The sequence below is a fragment of the Solibaculum mannosilyticum genome (assembly GCF_015140235.1).
Classification (GTDB): Bacteria; Bacillota; Clostridia; order Oscillospirales; family Acutalibacteraceae; genus Solibaculum; species Solibaculum mannosilyticum.
In genome coordinates this window covers 1-18,174 of sequence record NZ_AP023321.1, presented here as the reverse complement: position 1 = coordinate 18,174, position 18,174 = coordinate 1, and the positions used below count along the sequence as shown (strand labels likewise).

Genomic DNA, 18,174 nt, shown 5'->3' with positions numbered 1-18,174 from the left:
TTCTCTCCTTCTGGGATATATCGTAATTATATCATAGATCTTCTGTATTTGCGATATATCCCACACGATTTAACGAAAACTTGGGTACACTTTTTATTACGATATATCGTGATAAAAAGGGGGATTCTATTTGAATACAAAGCAAGCTGTGGCAGCACGCATTCTTGATCTTTGCAATCAAAGGGATCTCGCTATTAATACACTGGCGAATCTTTCTGGCGTATCTCCTTCTACGGTCTACAGTATCCTTGGTGAAAAGAGTCAGAACCCTGGTATTGTCTCCCTGAAGAAAATCTGCGACGGTCTGGACATAAGTCTCCGGGAGTTTTTTGACTGCGATTTGTTCGATCATTTGGAACAAGAAATAAAATAAAAGCACTCACTGTTTTGGTGAGTGCTTTTTATCTGCATCAGATCCCATTGTAATTGATAGTAAAAGAGGAGGAAGGGGTTATGGAATATTCCGAACTCTATGTGGGACGCATTCGCAGCCTATGCCACAAGCGCGGTATTTCAATCAATAAATTGGCCGCTATGAGTGATGTGAAACAATCTACCCTGGATAACATTATCCGAGGCGTTACCAGAAATCCTCGTGTCAAAACACTTCATAAAATCGCTATTGCATTCAATATGACCCTTTCGGAATTTCTGGATTTTGATTCACTAAACAACTATTCTTTTGACGATGATTCGGATGAGACGTTTTGACACTCTTTCTAATAAAAAATGGAGAGCCTTGGGCGAAACAGTCGCCTGAGGCTCTTTGTTTGTGCCGCTTATCCAAAATGCGTGCAAAAAGTTGTCCATCTTTTTTGGACGCCTCTCCTGGTTTTTACATTATTTGTAATTTCCCGTTCTTATAATGGGAGATACAACTTGTCCGCTCCCAAAGAACGGGCAAACAACAAATCAACAGGTGGTGGTGTTTCCATGAAAGAACGAGTTTTGCGCCGGCCTCTGGCGGGAAAGGCGCTGCCACGTCAATGGGTGCGGGTCATTGAGACGTGTTGTCTGACGGTGTTGGGATTCCTGCTCTCCCAGGCCACGGTATTCGACAGTTTAGCGCCCTTCGGCATCGCCTTCGCCGCCTCGGTGCCCAAGGGACGGGTCAACATCTTTGTGGCGGCAGGCGTGGCGATGGGAACCATCGTCCCGGGCGGCGCGGGACAGCCCCTCCGGTACCTGGCGGCGCTGGCGACGGTGCTTGCCATTCAGTGGATCTTCGGCCCCTTCAAAAGAATGGTGCGTCATCCGGCTTATGCGCCCATCTCGGCCTTTATCGCCATGGCTGCTACGGGCGCCGCCTTGCTGCCGGTGTATGGGACAGGCGTATCTTCCTTGTTGTCGGTGGGGGCGGAATCCCTCCTCTGCGGCGGATCGGCCTTTTTCTTCGCCGTCAGCCTGCGCATCCTGTGGGAGGGCAGGCGAATTACCACGCTATCCCGTCAGGAGCTGTGCAGTGTTGTGGTATCGGCGGCGGCCATCCTGGTGGCCTTGTCCCGCCTGGACATCGCCGGCATCTCCGTAGGACGCATCCTGGCGGTGCTGATGGTGCTATTGGCCGCCTTTTACGGACGTGAATCCTGCGGTTCCATCGCCGGCGTGGCGACGGGACTCATCATGAGCCTCAGCAGCGCCGATATGTCCCATCTCGGCGGCGCCTATGCCGTCGGCGGCCTGATGGCCGGATTGTTCTCCCCGCTCAACCGTTTGGCCAGCGCCTTGGCCTTCATCGTGTCTAACGGCATTGTAGCCGTCCGCGTGGGGGGATCCCCTGCGGTGTATGCGGGGTTATTTGAAGTCATGATCGCTTCGGTGCTGTTTATCTTGTTCCCGGCCGACTGGGGCGCCAGCTTGCGCAAGGTCCTGGATCCCAAGGTGACGGCCATTCCGGTTACGGAAGGGCTTCGCAAATCGGTGGTCATGCGTTTGCAGTTTGCGTCCAAGTCGTTGGGAGAGATCTCCCAGTCGGTGGATGCCGCGTCCAAAAAGCTGCGCAAGATGACCACTCCCAATCTGGATACCACCTTCTCCCAGGCGACCGACCGTGTATGCCGTAACTGCGGGCTCAGCATGTTCTGCTGGGGCCCGGCTTGTTACGATACCCAAAACGCCGTCAATGATTTTACCTCCATCCTGCGCAAAAACGGGCACATCGAACGTTCCGATATCCCGGCCTATTTTTCCAAGCGATGCTGCCATGTGGACGAGTTCCTGCGGGAGATCAACGCGAGTTATCGGGATTATGCCGTCCGGGAGGCGGCCGAACGCCGGGTGGCGGAGGTGCGCGGCGCGGTGGTGGATCAGTTCGAAGGCATGGCCGATATGATCGGTGAGCTGGCCGACCAGCTGGAGGAGGCCCAATCCTTCGATCAGCCCTGCGCCAACCGGGTAGCGGAGGTCCTCAGTGAGTTTAACCTGCCGCCGGCCGACGTCAGCTGTCTTCTGGACCGGTTTGAACGCATGACGGTCACGGCGGTTGTGACGGGCTACGACATGCAATCGGTTTCCCTGCGCAAGCTGACTCAGGCGGTAGGGGAGGCCTGTGATCGGGTATTTGAAATGCCGGGTGTTGCATCTGTCCACGGCCAGACCCGTCTGACCTTCTGCCAACAGGCGGTGTACCGGCTGTCCATCGGATGCGCCCAGCGGTCCTATCAGGACGGGCCCTTGTGCGGCGATTCCTGTGAAAGCTTCTTCGACGGCCAAGGCCGCGCCATCCTCATGATCAGCGACGGCATGGGCTCCGGTGGACGCGCCGCAGTGGAGGGCGTCATGACCACCTCTCTCTTGGGACAACTTATTAAAGCGGGGTTTGGGTTTGACAATTCCCTGGGCGTGGTCAATTCAGCTCTCATGTGCAAGTCCCGGGACGAGGCGTTGTCCACCTTGGACGTAGCTTGTTTCGACCTCTATACCGGCCATCTCCAGCTGATGAAGGCCGGCGCCCCCCTGACCCTGATCCGCAAAAACGGCAAGGTTCTCTCATGCGACACGGCCTCTTTGCCGGTGGGGATCCTGCGGGACATCTCCTTTGAACATTCGGAGCTCCGGCTCAGGGAAGGAGATATTATCCTGATGGTGTCCGACGGGGCCATTTGCAGCGGCACCGACTGGATGGAGGCCGAACTGACAGCCGCCGGACAGTTTACCGCCCAACAGCTGGCCGAACGCATTGTGGAACAGGCCCGTCTGAGACGTCTGGACGGCAAGGACGACGATATTACCGCTCTGGTCGGTATCGTAAAAAAAGGCGTCTAACCGGGTCCAGGCAGTGCCTGGAGCCACGCCGCCCTTTTACCGGTATGAGGGCCGATCTCGGTTGACACGGCAACTGGGGATTGGCGCATAGGCTTCGCTTTTTTACCATCTGCGCAGGCTGTTCATCTTCCCGCCATCAGAAAATTTGGCAATAAGAAAAGGCTGGACCAAAATGGTCCAGCCTTTTCTGGCTTGAGGGGTGCTTTGAGGAGGGTAGAACATGTACCCGTCTGACCGGTGCGGCTCCGTTCATTTCTTTGGGTACAAGTGTAGTATATCGTTTGACATTGTCGGCATTGTGAATATGTTATGAATATTCTTTTAATTTTCTAAGCCCCTTCTCATATAGGTGAGAACATACCACAAAAAATCAAATAGAAAATAAACGGAATTAAAAACATTTGTTTGATTTTATCGCCGGAGTATGCTATAATGTCTACAAAACTAGGAAATGTTCTCGATCCACAGAGGAGGAACCTACTATGAAATCCCTAAGCCAATCCCAGGCGATGGTCTATGACTTTATTCGCCAGCGCATCCAAGAGGACGGCATCCCCCCATCTGTGCGGGAAATTTGTGAGCGCACTGGTATTAAGTCCACCTCCACCGTCCATTACCATCTCGGCGCTTTGGAGAGCGCCGGCTACATCACCAGAGATCACGGCCGCAACCGTTCCATTAAGCTGACGCAGGAAACATCCCGATTTGTCCCGCTGCTGGGCCGTGTCACAGCCGGCCAGCCTATTATGGCGGTGGAGGAAATCGAGGAGTATATCCCTTTCCCCGGATCCCGCAAAAAGGGATGCGATCTTTTTGCTCTGCGGGTGCAGGGTGAAAGTATGATCGAAGCCGGTATCTTAGACGGCGATATTGTTGTGGTGGAAAAAGTGCCTTCCGCTCAAAACGGCGACATCGTAGTGGCCTTGGTGGAAGGGGAAAACGCCACGGTTAAACGGTTTTATAAGGAAGACGGTCATTTCCGTCTCCAGCCGGAGAATCCCACCATGGATCCCATCATTGTGGATCAGGTGGACATCCTGGGGCAAGTCATCGCTTGCCTGCGGTTTTACAATTGATGGACAAAACAAACGCCTGGCAACCAGATCAATCTGGTTGCCAGGCGTAGCTTTTTTGCTTTTATTTGAATTTGACGGCTGTGCCGTAAGCCATCACTTCAGCAGCTCCTGACGTAATGGTGCTGGATGCAAAACGCACATCTACAATGGCATCGGCACCCATCTCTTGGGCATTCTCGATCATGCGCTGAATGGCGATTTCTCGGGATTTATTGAGCATATCGGTGTATCCCTTAAGCTCTCCTCCCACCAGATTCTTAAATCCGGCGGCGATATCGCTGCCGATGTTCTTGGAAAAAACAGTGGCTCCTCTCACCATTCCCAGGGTTGCTAATTCGCGGTCGCTGATATAACTGGTTGTTACCAATACCATCATGATTTCCTCCTTATCTCTTAGATACCGCTTCCTCTACCGACCGGGAAGCCTTTCTTCCCAGTCCACGTCAATTATAGCCCGGCTTTGTGGCGAATTCAATCGATCCTCCTTATTTTTCTCCACACTTTACTTTTCCTGTCCTCAGCATTACAATTAACATGATTCTCTAAAGAGTACCTGATGTATCTTATGCAGAACATTCCAGAAAAAGAAGGATGTGTGTTTTTCATGATGGATCTTACTGAAAAAACCGTTTCCCAAGAGTATCCCTACAAAGGCCGCATCATCAACATGCGCGTCGATCAGATTCTGCTCCCAAACGGACAACCTGCCTCCCGGGAAGTGGTGGAACATCCGGGAGGGGTCTGCATCGCGGCCCTGACCGATGAGGATGAAGTGCTGTTTGTCCGCCAGTTCCGCTATCCCTATCATGAGGTGGTGCTGGAGGTCCCGGCCGGCAAACGATCCCCGGGAGAAGATCCTCTGGAGTGCGGCAAACGGGAGCTCAAGGAAGAAACCGGCGCCTGTGCCGATCAATATCTGTCCTTGGGCACGTTGTACCCTTCCCCGGGTTACTGTGAGGAGGTTATTTATTTGTACGCCTGCCGCATCACAAGCAGCGGGGAATCGTGTCCGGACGACGATGAGTTCCTGGAGGTGGAGCGCATCCCGCTGGACAAAGCGGTGGAAATGGTGCTCCAAAATCAGATCAGTGATGCCAAAACACAGGTTTGTATCTTGAAGCTGGCTCTCCTCCATAGTCGGGGAAAGATTTAAACAATTCCACAGAGTTTTCCACAATGGATATCCGACCGGTGGAAAGGTCGGACGTCCATTGTGTTTTTTTTGCCTTTTTTCAGGAAATACCCCCTCCTATAGTGCTGGCCACTCGCTGGACGCCTAAATCTTTCCCAGAGAGTTTTCCACATTTTCCACAGAGTTTTCAAAGGCCCGTTTAAAACTGAGAGGAAAACTCAGAACGCATTTCCCTGTTTTCTTCTCCCAAACCTGATTTTTCATCAGGGAGCTTGGACGGCATATGGTGCGCCTAAGCCGCCTTTTATCGGAACCATTCGGTCTTTTGAATCTGATTTCATTCCATTATAATATAAGACAGCCGCCTGGACTTCTATCCAGGCGGCTGTTGATTTTTACCTATCCTCTTGTATCCTGCCATCCCATGAGAGCGCAAATGGCTCGGGCTACGCCGTCCTCTTCGTTGGACTTCGCCACGTGACTGGCGGCTTCCCGCACCTGCTTGGGGGCGTTTGCCATGGCAAATCCCATACCCGTGGCGGCCAGCATATCCATATCGTTAAAGTGATCCCCAAAGGACACCGATTGCTCCACCGGGATGCCCTTGATGCGGCACAATTCCTTGACCGCTCCCGATTTCGAGGCCGATTCGTCCATGACCTCCAAATAAGTGGCTTTGGACCGATAGATCCGCAGCCCTTCAAACCGCCGCTTTAGATCCTGCTCCAACGCCTCGATGCGCGGCGCCTCATCCATCAGCAACAGCTTATGGACAACTTGCACGCCTTTTAAAAGATCATCCATCCGACCCTCTTCCGGCGTCACTTGGGTAATGTGCATTTCCTGCCGGATCCATGGATCGGATTGGTCGTCCACAAGCCACTGATCGCCCGTATAGACGCTGCAACAGGCTCCTTGGGTATCGACATAGGATTTTATAAGGAGCGCCTTAGAAGGGCAAAACCCAAGGCTTAGGAGCGGTTCGCCCTTTTCGTCCAGGATGAGGCCGCCGCTGTAGGCCACGATGGGTTGGGTGATGCCCAGCTGGCGTTGGACGGTATAGATCCCTCGCGGCATGCGGGCCGACACCAGTACAAACGGCCTCCCTTGCCGGCAAAGACGCTGGATGGTCTCCACCGTCTTCGGGCTTGGCTGATGACGTTTGTTTAGAATCGTACCGTCGATATCACTGAATACGATTTTAATTTCCATATTACGGCTCCTGGGATTCTCCCGCTGTCTCATCCTCCTGGACGCTGTCGGCAGACTCCGCCTCTTCTTCCAGATCGGACGCCTCCTGCGGCTCGTCCTCCACCGGCTGGGTTTCCTCATCGTCCTCATGGGGGGTACGGGCCAAGGTCACCAGACGGTCACCGCTGTCCGGATCGATGCGCATGACCCTCACGCCTTTGGCCGGACGGGCGTAGATGCTGATATCGCTGACGGCCACGCGGATAATGATGCCGTTGGAGGCGATCATCATGACGTCGTCATCCTCGTCCACCACCTTGATGCCGGCCACCTTGCCGTACAGCGATGTACGGTAGTTGATGATTCCCTTGCCGCCGCGGGTTTGCAGACGGTAATCGGAAATCTGACTGCGGCGGCCGTAACCGGTTTCCGTGACGGTCAGCAGCGTACCTCCCTCACGGGTACGGGCCATGCCAACCACCTCGTCGCCCTCCGCTAGATGGATTGCCTTGACGCCCCGGGCCGCACGGCCCATGGGACGGACGTCGTTTTCATCGAACCGGATGGCCATACCGCCCTTGGTAGCCACGATAAGACGGTTTTCACCGCTTGTCAGGCGCACCCATGCCAGCTCGTCCCCCTCGTTGAGCTCCAGGGCGATGATGCCGTTTTTACGGACATTCCCAAACAAGCTCAAGTCGCACCGCTTGATGATGCCCTGACGGGTGACCATGACGATATATCCCTTGTCGTCCCCTGTGACGCGGATCATGGCGTTGACCCGTTCGCCCTGGGACAAGGGGAGAAGATTGGCCATATTGAGGCCCTTGGACGTCCGGGAGCCCTCCGGGACTTCATAGCCCTTGAGACGGTACACACGGCCGATGTTGGTAAAGAACATGACGGTATCGTGGGTGGAGCAGACAAACATCTCATCCACATAGTCCTCTTCCCGCTGCGTCATGCCCGAGATACCGCGGCCGCCGCGGCGTTGGGTGCGGTAAGTATCCACCGGCAGGCGTTTGATGTATCCAAACCGGGTGAGGGTGAGGACGCACTCCTCCTCCTCGATCAGATCCTCGATGTCCACCTCTCCGCTGATGGCCGTGATATGGGTGCGACGGGGATTGTTGTACTTGTCCCTGAGGACGCACACTTCCTCCCGCACGATATTGAGACGGCGTTCTTCGCTGGCCAGAATATCCTTGAAATTGGCGATTTTGATCTCCAATTCCTCCAGTTCGCCCTCCAGCTTCTCTCGCTCCAGTCCGGTGAGACGTCCCAAGGTCATCTGCACAATGGCAGTGGCCTGGATCTCGTCGAATTCAAACCGATCCATCAGGTTCTGCTTGCCTTCCGGGATGCTCTTGGAGGATCGCAGGATGCTGACCACTTCATCGATGAAGTCCAACGCCTTGCAGAGAGCCTCCAGGATGTGGGCCCTCTCCTGGGCTTTGCGCAGATCAAATTGGGTGCGGCGGGTGATGACCTCAAGCTGGAATTGGATATAGTGCTCCAAAAGCTCCTTGAGGGTCAAAACCTTGGGCTGTCCATTTGCCAGCGCCAGGTTGATGACGCCGAAGGTCACCTGCATCTGGGTGTAGGTGAAAAGCTGGTTTAACACCACTTGGGGATTGGCCTCCCGCTTTAGGTCCATGACGATGCGCATACCTTCGCGGTCGGAATGGTCGTCTACGTTCTGGAGGCCGTCGATGCGCTTTTCCTTGATGAGCTCGGCGATGGACTGCACCAGTCTGGCCTTGTTGACCTGATAGGGCAGTTCGGTGACGACAATCTGGAACCGGCCATTGTGGGATTCCACAATATCCGCCTTGGCGCGCACCAAGATGCGGCCGCGTCCGGTGCCGTAGGCCGCCCGGATGCCCGACCGGCCCATGATGATGCCGCCGGTAGGGAAGTCGGGGCCTTGGATATATTCCATCAGCTCGTTGAGGGTGGCGTCCGGATTCTCGATGAGCAGGCAGATGGCGTCGATCACCTCACCCAGATTGTGGGGCGGCATGTTGGTGGCCATACCGACGGCGATACCGGTGGACCCATTGACCAGGAGGTTGGGGAACCGGGAGGGCAGAACCTGGGGCTCTTTTAAACGGTCGTCGTAGTTGGAGGTAAAATCCACCGTGTCCTTTTCAATGTCGGTGAGCATCTCGGTGGCGATTTTGCTCATTCTGGCCTCGGTATAACGGTAGGCAGCGGGGGGATCTCCATCCACAGAGCCAAAGTTGCCGTGACCGTCCACCAGGATATACCGCATGGAGAAATCCTGAGCCATGCGCACCAGGGCGTCGTACACCGACGCGTCGCCGTGGGGATGGTATCGGCCCAGCACGGCGCCGACGGTATCGGCGCATTTGCGATAAGCACGATCCGGCCACAGGGAATTTTCATGCATGGTGTAGAGGATGCGCCGATGTACCGGCTTAAGTCCGTCCCGCACGTCGGGCAGCGCCCGGCTCACGATGACCGACATGGAGTAGTCCAGATAGGACTTTCGCATCTCCTTCTCGATATCCACTTGGATAACCTTGTTCATCTCGTTAACACCTCGTATCGTATTGCCGTCGCCCCGGCCGGATCCTTCTTTCCATCCGCCGGGGTGGGGGAAACACCTCTATGTTGGGAAACGCGGCCCAGCTCCCGTCTCAAGCCGGGAAGTCAGCCGGTTGAATTGCCTTAGCTTTACACAACGGCCCTATCCTATGCAAACCGGACATACCGGCCGCCGCACGTTATGGAAAAGGTTTTTCTAAGCCATGCGGCCTGATTCTCATCCAGCACGCGTTTGGGGATCATCCACTGGTACTGATCGCCGGCCGACAACAAAAAGAGCTTGTCATCCTCCAGCACAAAGGGCAGGCTTTCCAGGGGAAACGCTGCATCAAGGCCGTCCGACTGCACTGTCATGCGGTCTTGATACACCGTTATCTGCACGCTGTTCTTTTGGTTCTCGCTTTTTTCAAACACCGATCTGGCCCTGCTTCGTCTCACCATGGGCTGGATCATATCGGTCCACGCCAGGCAGACAATGCCCACGATCATTATCAAGTTAAAAAGGACAATGCCGGCCATCGACCGGGGGAAGAACAATAAAAATCCCAGCCCGGCCAGGAACAACAGGCATCCTGCCGCCCGAAGGAGGATGCCCGCTTTGGGGTTTGCCCGATACCGGCTGCTGAGCATCACGGTTTGAACATATTCCTCCTGCTCCGGCAAAAAGCTCACCGAGACGCAGGCTTCTCCCTCTTCTTGGAACTCATGTACCGGTTCTGCCATCTCGTTTACGCTCCTTTGTTAAAAGATCTGCCAAAATCTTTTCTGCCGGGGAAGGATGTCATCTTGTGGTACCGTTTGCCCATTTCCTTTCGGATCCTGCTGTGAAGTTCTCCTGCAAAATCCCCCAAGTCTTCTTTGGGGATCATATAACTCAAACCGCTCCGGTCGGGTACAAAAAGGAACAAGTCGTCGTTCTCCAGGCATTGGATCATCTTGGAATAGTAAGCGGTGATATCTATACCTGTACCGCTCAGTTCAAAACGGTCTTTGTAAAACCGTACAAATCGAATCTGTTTGGTCACGAGGCCGGTGTTATAATCCTCCCTCGCCCTTACGGCAAAGCGGGTGGGGAGCAAACTGGTGAAAATAAAAACGGAATAAATGACGCAGAATGTTAAGAAAAAAAGAAGTCCATATTCTACTGTAGAGGCTTCGCCATTTGCAGCATACATTTCAACAAACCATTTTGTAGTGAAAAATAAGACAATAAAATCCACCAACATCACAAAAGGCGTGTGCCGTAAAATGCCGATGCGCCGCTGTACATCCAGAGTCCCGTTGATATAGTGACGTTGGGTGATATGAATTTGTCTTTCTTCTATGAGATCCTTGGCTTTGGGTTCCATAGGCCAAATCCCCCTCCATCAATCGGTTCGTCCAGCCCCGTCATTAGAACGAATCCCGTCCTCTGGCCAGACGTCTGACAATTTCCTCTTTGCTCTCTTCCGGGAAGGCGCGTTCCGGCAAAATGAGCAGATTGCGGTCGTCCATCCAGAAGAGATACAAATTTTTGTCGTGCTCAATGCGGGTGGCCCGCTCTAAGGATACCATTCCCATGCTGTCGCCGTCCACCTTGCCGGCCTCGATGCGGTCGGGGAACAGGCGTACCTGGATGGGTTGCCCGTCAAAAGCCTGCTTCGCCTGGCTGCGGATCCCCAATGCCGGCACCAGCCATATGGCCAGGATGATAAGCACGCACAGGGTGATCAAAAAGGCGCCCATGCCGATGTAATTGGGGTCAATGGTGATGTTGTAAATGGTGATGGCCATGACCACTACCATCAGTGCAGTGCGCACCCACTGTCCTACGCCCACCGACTTAAACACCCGGGCGATGCGCAGAGCGTCTACAATCTCCTGCTGCTGCAGGGTATAGATCAGATAAATACAATTTTCCTCGTCCTCGTGGGCAAGGGGGACTTGTTCCTCATGATCCGACTCTTTCTGGGGCTGGATGTCCTCCAGCGCTTCAAACAGTTCCTGCTTCTCAAGCTCGTAATCTTGATCCTGGGAATGCTCTTTTTCCATATTCGATCCCCTTTCCGGGCGCGATACCATTCGGCCAAACCGCCCTTGACGTTTTCTTTAAATGTCCAAATTCTGGACGTATTTGGCATTTTGCTCGATGAATTCACGGCGGGGATCCACTTTGTCCCCCATCAGGATGGTGAAAATCTCATTGGCTGCCACGGCATCCTCCATCTCCACCTGTAGAATGGTCCGGTTCTCCGGATTCATGGTGGTCTCCCACAGCTGCTCCGAATCCATCTCACCGAGACCTTTGTACCGCTGTACATCGGCATTGCCGCCGAATTCCGCGATGTATTGGTCCCGCTCCTCGTCCGAGAAGGCGTACCGCACCTGCTTGCCCTTCTTCACCTGGAACAGGGGAGGCTGGGCGATGAAAATATGCCCTTCCTCGATAAGAGGGCGCATGAAACGGAAGAAAAAGGTGAGGAGCAGGGTCCGGATATGGGATCCGTCCACATCGGCATCGGCCATGATGATAACCTTGCCGTAACGCAGCTTCTCAATATCGAATTCCTCGCCGATACCGCAGCCCAAAGCCATGACAACCGGCATGAGTTTTTCGTTGTTGTATACTTTGTCAAGCCTTGCCTTCTCCACGTTTAACATCTTGCCCCATAGGGGAAGGATGGCTTGGAACCGGCGGTCACGTCCCGACTTGGCCGAACCGCCTGCCGAGTCTCCCTCGACGATGTAAATCTCTGTGTTTTCGGAATCCCTGTCCTGACAATCGGCCAGCTTGCCGGGAAGTCCTCCCGAGGACAAGGCCGTCTTGCGGCGGGCCAGCTCCCTTGCCCTTCTGGCCGCCTCACGGGCCACCGATGCCGCCACCGCTTTTTCAAAGATCATGCCGGCTACATTGGGATTTTCCTCAAAGTAGGTCATGAGCTTGTCGTACACCATGCGGCTGACCATAGTCTGGACTTCGGTATTGCCCAATCTCGCCTTGGTCTGGCCCTCAAACTGGGCCTCCTTGAGCTTGACGCTGATGATGGCGGTAATTCCTTCCCGGACATCCTCAGCCGAAAGCTTTTCCTCCTCCTTGAGCAGCTTGAACCGATGTCCATACTCGTTAAAGACACGGGTCAAAGCCGATTTAAAACCGGTTTCATGCGTACCGCCGTCCACAGTATGAACGTCGTTCGCAAAGGAGAGAATGGTCTCCTCAAAACTGTCGCTGTACCGGAGGGCAACCTCAGCGGTGGAATCCTCGTCCTCACAGGTGATGTAGATGACGTCCGGATGAACAGGGGTGACCTTGGTGCGCTCCTGGATGTATTCCACAAAGCTTCGGATGCCGCCTTCATAACACATGGAGTCGGTGATGATATTCTCTTCTTCCCGCTTGTCCACCAGCTTGATGTGCAGACCGGCGTTTAAGAAGGCCTGCTCCCGCAGACGGCGCTGCAATACCTCAAAGCGATATACTGTAGTATCGGTAAAAATAGAGGCGTCCGGCTGAAAGGTGACGGTGGTTCCGGTTTCGGTGGTATCCCCTACGATGTGTAAGTCGTCCACCGCCGGGCCTCGTTCAAATCGCTGATGATAGATGTGCTGTCCGTCCCTGACCTCTACCTCCAGCCAATCCGACAGGGCGTTGACCACCGATGCACCCACGCCGTGCAAGCCGCTGGACATCTTATATCCGCCGCCGCCGAATTTACCGCCGGCGTGCAGGACGGTGAACACCACCGTCACAGCCGGGATGCCCATCTTAGGCTGGATGCCCACCGGGATGCCGCGGCCGTCGTCGGTGACGCGGATGATCTCTCCGGGCAGAATCTCCACCAGAATATTTTTGCAGAATCCAGCCATAGCTTCGTCGATGGCGTTGTCCACTACCTCGTACACAAGGTGATGAAGACCCCGTTCACCGGTGGAGCCGATGTACATACCAGGGCGTTTGCGGACAGCCTCTAAGCCTTCCAGCACCTGTATTTGATTGCCGTCGTACTTTTCCTCTTCGGGTCTATTTTGAATATCCAATGGCAAACCCTCCATTGCATTTGATTTCCCAGGCAATGCCTGGCGGGCAGTGCCCGCTTCCACTTCGCGCTTTTGATTTTTATCGAATACTGACATGATTCATTCCCGCGGCTGGGGATGGGATAGGGTAAATTCAATAGCCCGGGCACCGTGTCCACAAAGTATTAGCCCTTCCCCCGGCCCCAGGGCGTCATGGGTCCAGGCTTTGCCTGGCGGACATTGTCCGTCCCGATCGTTTTAACAGGGTGGAGGAGGATATTTGGGAGATATATACAATCTGCCGCCCTGTCCTCTGGCAGGCACATACCACAAAGGACTTGGGCAGCTCGGTGGACACCGTCACAGCCCTTCCTTCCTGTTCGGCCTTGGTCAGGTACCTGCGTGTTTCCTTGGAGACGGTAGAGGTATCCAAATCAAAAATACCCACAATGTCTCTGGTTCTCACCACAACGTCCTGACCCAAATGGAGATACACAGCTCATTCCTCCTTGAAGAGGCCCGGACGGATCATCCCTCCAGATACCTCAAACACTTCCCCCTCTGTCAGACGCACCACCGGCGCCGGGTCACAGCAGGTGACAAATACCTGACCCGCCCCCGCGTGGTTCAAAATCGTATCCTGCCGTCTGGGATCCAACTCACTCATAACATCGTCCAGCAAAAGCACCGGTTGTTCTCCTGTGATGCCCTTGAGCACATCAGCTTCCGCCATCTTGAGGGACAACACAATCGACCGCTGTTGGCCTTGGGATCCATAATTTTTAGCCGGCTTCCCATCTAAAAGAAGCTTTAGATCATCCCGATGGGGACCTACGGTGGTGTATCCCGCGGCAATGTCATCCTTACGGCTCTGTTTCAAAGCCTCTTCAATGGACTTATCCCATGGAACCCCCTGTGCTTTGGAATGATACGCAATATAAAGGGCTTCCTTGTCTCCGGACATCTCCCCGTAAAGAGCGGCTGCTGTGGGAGCCAGACGCTCCAAGTACCGCATCCGGATGGAACAAATCTGGCCGCCGTAGCTGCTGAGAAAATGCTCCCAAATGTCCAAGGTATCGAGAAGCTGGGAGTGAAACGCCACATCCTTCAACAACATATTCCGCTGATGAAGGCATCGATGGTATTCCCCCAGCAAAGAGGCGTATTTGGGCCACACCTGACAGATGGCCTGATCCAAGAACCGGCGGCGTCCTTCCGGGCCCTCCTTAACCAAGGAGAGATGCCCCGGCGCAAACACCACCGCGCAAAACTGCCCATTCAAAACCGAGACAGGGGAGGGACCTACCCCATTTAATAAAGCTTGTTTGCCGTCCCCTATCTGAAGCTGGGCCTCCTGATCCCGGCCCTGGGCTTTAAACTGAAGCGTAAGGGAGGCTTTTTTCTCCTCAAATCGGATGAGTTCGGCATCCTTGGCCCCGCGGAAGCTCCTGGAACCGGTGAACATCCACAAAGCCTCCAAAAGATTGGTTTTGCCCTGGGCATTGTCCCCGTACAGGATGTTGACCCCCTGTCCAAAAGAGAGGGAAAAATCCAAAAGGTTTCGGAATCCCTTGCCTTCCAAATGGGTTACCGTCATACAGAGACAACCTCAATGCTCATCTCATCGGTACAGGCGGTATCCCCCGGATGCATCTTTTTGCCCCGCATGGTGCATACCTCTCCATTGACCTGCACCGCCCCCGACTGAATCATCAATTTTGCCTGACCGCCGGTGGAGGCGGCACCGGCTAATTTTAATAAATTATCCAGCTTGATAAAAGGGGTGTCGATGCTTACTTTCTCATATCTCATTTTTGAGCCTCACTGGCAGCACCAGGAAGAGAAAATGTTCTCCCTCCACTGGCAGCACCTTCATGGGTGCCACCGGTCCGCTGAGAACCACACGCACTTCATCGCTTTCCGATGCCCTGAGTGCATCCAACAGATATTTATGGTTAAAGCCGATTTCCACCCGATCGCCTTCCAAAGAGGCCTCCACCTGATCCCGCACTTTGCCGGCGGTTGTGACGCAGCTGATACGGATCTCATCCTCTTCAAAAATGCAGCGGACCGGGCTCTTCAACCGGTCTGAAATCAACAGGGAGGCTCGTTCAATGCTGTCGATGAGCGCCCTTGTCTTGACGCGCACCTGCGTATTGCCGCCCTGGGGAACCGATTTTTTATAATCCAAGAATTCGCCGTCCAACAGCCTGGACACCACGGAATATCGATTGATGGAGAAAAAGATATGGCGTGTTCCTACCGTGATGGTCACCGGCTGGTCGTCGTCTCCCAGCAGGCGCAGCACTTCGCTGAGGGTTTTGCCCGGCGCCACAAAACGGAAATTGCTGTCCACCGTCACGGGTTCCTCCCGTATTGCAAGACGGTAACCGTCCAAAGCCACCAGCCGGATCAGATTTTGTTCTAATTCAAACAGTACTCCCGTATAAATGGGTTTATTATCGGTCTGGGCCACAGCGAACAGGGTTTGCCGCAGCATGCCGGCCAATAAATTCTGGGGCAGTGTGACTTCTGTCCCATCCTTGAGGGAGGGCAGCTCGGCAAATTCCGCCGCAGGTGTTCCCATAATGGAAAATTCCGCTTGTCCGCCTTGGATGATGATGAGATTCTTCTCATCGGTCTGAATGGAGACATTGTCGCTGTCCATTTTGCGTATAATGTCCACAAAGAGGCGGGCCGATACCACCAAAGCTCCTTCTTCTTGTACGGTGGCTTCAATGGAGGTGACAATTCCCAGTTCCAAGTCGAAACCGGACAAGCTGAGTTCTCCCTCTCTGGTCTCCAATAAAATGCCTTCCAGAGCCGGAATGGACGATTTTGTGGATACCGCTCGCTGCACACTGGTGGCGGCGTCCAATAATGGTTGACGTTGGCAGGTGATCTGCATACTCTCACCCTTTCTAAGGAATGGTAGGATTACTTGTTTTAGTATTAGTAGTAGAGGCGGTGCAAACGGTGGAAAAGGTCGAAGAAGCACCGTTATACGGGAATTTGAGCTGTCCGCCCATCGTGGACAAAAACGTGAATAAAAATTCATTGTTTCACGCGGGGGTTACAGCTCTTAACGCGCTGTGGAAAGAAAAAAGTGGAAAGTGAAAAAATCCTTGGAAAAATAGAGGAATTATGTAAACAAACGAAACCGATTTCTTCCACTGTACTTTGCACATCCTGCGTATACGGTGAAAAAATGGGAAAACAAATGTCAAAAAAGGGCGCAAAACCGCATAAGAAGGGTGTTTGACGGCCCTTTTCTCCCATCTGTTCGTTTGGAAAAGTAAGAGGAAACAAGGTGGGAAAAAGAGAAGAAAAATCGGTTTCCACAAAACAACTGCCTTTTCCACGTGGAAAACATTGGGGAAATTGTGGAAAACTAAAAAAGGAAAAGGGAGGGCCTGACTAGTGAAACTTTGTTCACCAGACCAAAGCCCATACGGTTGCCGATGATTGTTTACAGCTCTTCTCTTTTCAAAAAGGAACCCGGGATCTTATTTTTCCCGGATATTTTTAATGATGTCGTCAATGGTGGCGCGGTAGGAGGGATCCTTTTGCATGTTCTTCTCCACCTGCTGGATGGCGTAATTGATGGTGGAGTGATCCCGGCCGCCGAACTTCTCGCCGATGGCCGATTGGGACATCTGTGTGATCTCCCGGACCACATAGATGGCGATTTGGCGGGCGTTGGAGATCTGAGCTGAACGCTTGTTGGATTTGATCTCCTCCGGGGTGACCATACAAGTGCGGGATACCTCGGTCAAAATGCGGTCGATGGTCACTGGGATAGGCTGATTGTCGTTGAGCACGTCCCGGATGGCATTTTGGGCCGACAAAATAGACGGGGCTTCCCCGGCAAGCTGCTGGTAGGCCTTCATCTTCTTGACGGCTCCCTCCAGCTGGCGGATGTTGGTCTTCAAGCGGTTTGCGATGAACATACAAAGCTCGTCCGGGATGGCGATGTCCAACGCCTCGGCTTTGCGCTTGATAATGGCCACACGGGTCTCCAGGTCCGGGGGTTGGACGTCGGCCAGAAGTCCCCATTCAAACCGGGTGCGCAGCCGTTCCTCCAGTGTTGCGATCTCCTTGGGCGGACGGTCGGATACCAGCACAATCTGTTTGCCGGCCTGGAAGAGGCTGTCAAACGTATGGAAGAATTCCTCCTGGGTTTGCAGTTTGCCGGCGATAAACTGGATGTCGTCCACCAACAGGACATCGGCCTGACGGTATTTATTGTGGAACGAGTTGGTAGTTTTGTTGTAAATAGCTTCCACCAATTCGTTGGTAAAATCATCGCCTTTGATGTACACAATATTGATGTCGTTAAAATTCTTATAAATTTCATTGCAGATGGCGTACAGCAGATGGGTCTTGCCCAGCCCTGATCCACCGTAAATAAACAGGGGATTGTAAGCGCCGGCCGGATTGGTGGCCACCGCCTGGCTTGCAGCATAGGCGAATTTATTGGACGCTCCCACAATAAAATTATCAAAGGTATACTCCAAAGTGGAACGGTCGCCGTTTAACACCTTGGTTTGACGGGGCGGCTGGTCTTCCGACGGGGAAGCCTGCCCCTCTTTCTGATCCTCCTCGGTGATCAGCACAATGGGAGGCTGGAATCCCAGAGTCTGCTCAAAGGCCGAATTGAGAAGATCCATATAGTTTTTCTCAATGATATCCTTCTGAAAACGAGTGCGGACCGAAAGCACAGCCTGTCCATCCTCGAGGCTGACCGGCTTGATGATTTTGATCCAGACATTGAAGGCCACTTCGTGCATATGGTCCTTGCAATAATCGCTGACACTCTTCCATGCGTCTAAAAATGATTCCATTCAAGTTCCCCCACGATACCAAAGTAGTGTGTACTGGAAAGGGGATACCTGTCAAAGACGGCAAAATCCCCTGATACGTATCTCACATTATAACACATTC

At 53.6% G+C, this 18,174-nt stretch carries 17 protein-coding genes; 5 read left to right on the top strand and 12 right to left on the bottom strand.

The genetic code is table 11. The features are described from left to right. Positions 1–130: 130 nt before the first annotated feature. The 4 genes from C12CBH8_RS00085 (at position 131) to lexA (ending at position 4,340) form a co-directional block, all read left to right on the top strand. A complete protein-coding gene (locus C12CBH8_RS00085) occupies positions 131–373 on the top strand; it encodes a helix-turn-helix domain-containing protein (RefSeq protein WP_090263765.1) in 243 nt (80 codons plus the stop codon). A gap of 80 nt (positions 374–453) precedes the next feature. Beyond that, positions 454–711 carry a helix-turn-helix domain-containing protein gene (locus C12CBH8_RS00080; RefSeq protein WP_090263767.1) on the top strand — a complete coding sequence of 86 codons (258 nt, stop codon included), beginning with the start codon at positions 454–456 and terminating at the stop codon, positions 709–711. 222 nt (positions 712–933) lie between these two features. Beyond that, the gene (locus C12CBH8_RS00075) at positions 934–3,264 is read left to right on the top strand and encodes a SpoIIE family protein phosphatase (RefSeq protein ID WP_215533303.1); all 2,331 of its coding nucleotides are present in this window, start codon (positions 934–936) and stop codon (positions 3,262–3,264) included. A 482-nt stretch (positions 3,265–3,746) separates the two neighbouring features. Continuing rightward, positions 3,747–4,340 (top strand): transcriptional repressor LexA, encoded by a 594-nt coding sequence (lexA, locus tag C12CBH8_RS00070; RefSeq protein WP_090263771.1) that lies wholly within the window; start codon positions 3,747–3,749, stop codon positions 4,338–4,340. A 61-nt stretch (positions 4,341–4,401) separates the two neighbouring features. Here lexA and C12CBH8_RS00065 read toward each other — a convergent pair whose 3' ends face one another. Beyond that, positions 4,402–4,713, bottom strand: a complete 312-nt coding sequence (locus C12CBH8_RS00065) for a YbjQ family protein (RefSeq protein ID WP_090263773.1) — start codon at positions 4,711–4,713, stop codon at positions 4,402–4,404. A gap of 231 nt (positions 4,714–4,944) precedes the next feature. On the opposite strand from C12CBH8_RS00065, the gene C12CBH8_RS00060 reads away from it, so the two are divergent. After that, positions 4,945–5,493: an NUDIX domain-containing protein gene (locus C12CBH8_RS00060; protein WP_321199549.1), complete on the top strand. Its 549-nt coding sequence runs from the start codon at positions 4,945–4,947 to the stop codon at positions 5,491–5,493. Between the two features lie 378 nt (positions 5,494–5,871). On the opposite strand, the gene C12CBH8_RS00055 is transcribed toward C12CBH8_RS00060, so the two are convergent. The 11 genes from C12CBH8_RS00055 to dnaA form a co-directional block, all read right to left on the bottom strand. Continuing rightward, the gene (locus tag C12CBH8_RS00055; protein WP_215533302.1) at positions 5,872–6,684 is read right to left on the bottom strand and encodes a Cof-type HAD-IIB family hydrolase; all 813 of its coding nucleotides are present in this window, start codon (positions 6,682–6,684) and stop codon (positions 5,872–5,874) included. 1 nt (position 6,685) lies between these two features. After that, on the bottom strand, positions 6,686–9,217 hold the full coding sequence (gene gyrA, locus C12CBH8_RS00050) for a DNA gyrase subunit A (protein WP_215533301.1): 2,532 nt from the start codon (positions 9,215–9,217) through the stop codon (positions 6,686–6,688). Between the two features lie 164 nt (positions 9,218–9,381). Beyond that, the gene (locus tag C12CBH8_RS00045; protein WP_215533300.1) at positions 9,382–9,957 is read right to left on the bottom strand and encodes a YcxB family protein; all 576 of its coding nucleotides are present in this window, start codon (positions 9,955–9,957) and stop codon (positions 9,382–9,384) included. Positions 9,958–9,962: 5 nt separating this feature from the next. Next, on the bottom strand, positions 9,963–10,583 hold the full coding sequence (locus C12CBH8_RS00040) for a hypothetical protein (protein WP_215533299.1): 621 nt from the start codon (positions 10,581–10,583) through the stop codon (positions 9,963–9,965). 43 nt (positions 10,584–10,626) lie between these two features. After that, positions 10,627–11,265, bottom strand: coding sequence for a hypothetical protein (locus C12CBH8_RS00035; protein WP_215533298.1), 639 nt, complete (start codon positions 11,263–11,265; stop codon positions 10,627–10,629). A gap of 57 nt (positions 11,266–11,322) precedes the next feature. Continuing rightward, positions 11,323–13,251: a DNA topoisomerase (ATP-hydrolyzing) subunit B gene (gene gyrB, locus C12CBH8_RS00030; RefSeq protein ID WP_425503783.1), complete on the bottom strand. Its 1,929-nt coding sequence runs from the start codon at positions 13,249–13,251 to the stop codon at positions 11,323–11,325. A gap of 190 nt (positions 13,252–13,441) precedes the next feature. Further along, positions 13,442–13,726 carry an extracellular matrix regulator RemB gene (remB, locus tag C12CBH8_RS00025; RefSeq protein WP_090263787.1) on the bottom strand — a complete coding sequence of 95 codons (285 nt, stop codon included), beginning with the start codon at positions 13,724–13,726 and terminating at the stop codon, positions 13,442–13,444. Positions 13,727–13,729: 3 nt separating this feature from the next. Then, on the bottom strand, positions 13,730–14,827 hold the full coding sequence (gene recF / locus C12CBH8_RS00020; RefSeq protein WP_099322958.1) for a DNA replication/repair protein RecF: 1,098 nt from the start codon (positions 14,825–14,827) through the stop codon (positions 13,730–13,732). Continuing rightward, a complete protein-coding gene (locus C12CBH8_RS00015) occupies positions 14,824–15,042 on the bottom strand; it encodes an RNA-binding S4 domain-containing protein (protein WP_090263790.1) in 219 nt (72 codons plus the stop codon). Before C12CBH8_RS00015 ends, recF begins: the two co-directional genes overlap by 4 nt. After that, entirely contained in the window at positions 15,032–16,138 is a 1,107-nt protein-coding gene (dnaN, locus tag C12CBH8_RS00010; RefSeq protein ID WP_090263792.1) for a DNA polymerase III subunit beta, read from the bottom strand. The genes C12CBH8_RS00015 and dnaN overlap by 11 nt, the downstream gene beginning before the upstream one ends. A 598-nt stretch (positions 16,139–16,736) precedes the next feature. Continuing rightward, positions 16,737–18,074, bottom strand: a complete 1,338-nt coding sequence (dnaA, locus tag C12CBH8_RS00005) for a chromosomal replication initiator protein DnaA (RefSeq protein ID WP_215533297.1) — start codon at positions 18,072–18,074, stop codon at positions 16,737–16,739. Positions 18,075–18,174: the final 100 nt, after the last annotated feature.

Coding starts and splice junctions, on each gene's coding strand:
- C12CBH8_RS00080 (WP_090263767.1), top strand. CDS start 454: ATGGAATATTCCGAACTCTATGTGGGACGCATTCGCAGCCTATGCCAC.
- C12CBH8_RS00075 (WP_215533303.1), top strand. CDS start 934: ATGAAAGAACGAGTTTTGCGCCGGCCTCTGGCGGGAAAGGCGCTGCCA.
- lexA (WP_090263771.1), top strand. CDS start 3,747: ATGAAATCCCTAAGCCAATCCCAGGCGATGGTCTATGACTTTATTCGC.
- C12CBH8_RS00065 (WP_090263773.1), bottom strand. CDS start 4,713: ATGGTATTGGTAACAACCAGTTATATCAGCGACCGCGAATTAGCAACC.
- C12CBH8_RS00060 (WP_321199549.1), top strand. CDS start 4,945: ATGATGGATCTTACTGAAAAAACCGTTTCCCAAGAGTATCCCTACAAA.
- C12CBH8_RS00055 (WP_215533302.1), bottom strand. CDS start 6,684: ATGGAAATTAAAATCGTATTCAGTGATATCGACGGTACGATTCTAAAC.
- gyrA (WP_215533301.1), bottom strand. CDS start 9,217: ATGAACAAGGTTATCCAAGTGGATATCGAGAAGGAGATGCGAAAGTCC.
- C12CBH8_RS00045 (WP_215533300.1), bottom strand. CDS start 9,957: ATGGCAGAACCGGTACATGAGTTCCAAGAAGAGGGAGAAGCCTGCGTC.
- C12CBH8_RS00040 (WP_215533299.1), bottom strand. CDS start 10,583: ATGGAACCCAAAGCCAAGGATCTCATAGAAGAAAGACAAATTCATATC.
- C12CBH8_RS00035 (WP_215533298.1), bottom strand. CDS start 11,265: ATGGAAAAAGAGCATTCCCAGGATCAAGATTACGAGCTTGAGAAGCAG.
- recF (WP_099322958.1), bottom strand. CDS start 14,827: ATGACGGTAACCCATTTGGAAGGCAAGGGATTCCGAAACCTTTTGGAT.
- C12CBH8_RS00015 (WP_090263790.1), bottom strand. CDS start 15,042: ATGAGATATGAGAAAGTAAGCATCGACACCCCTTTTATCAAGCTGGAT.
- dnaN (WP_090263792.1), bottom strand. CDS start 16,138: ATGCAGATCACCTGCCAACGTCAACCATTATTGGACGCCGCCACCAGT.
- dnaA (WP_215533297.1), bottom strand. CDS start 18,074: ATGGAATCATTTTTAGACGCATGGAAGAGTGTCAGCGATTATTGCAAG.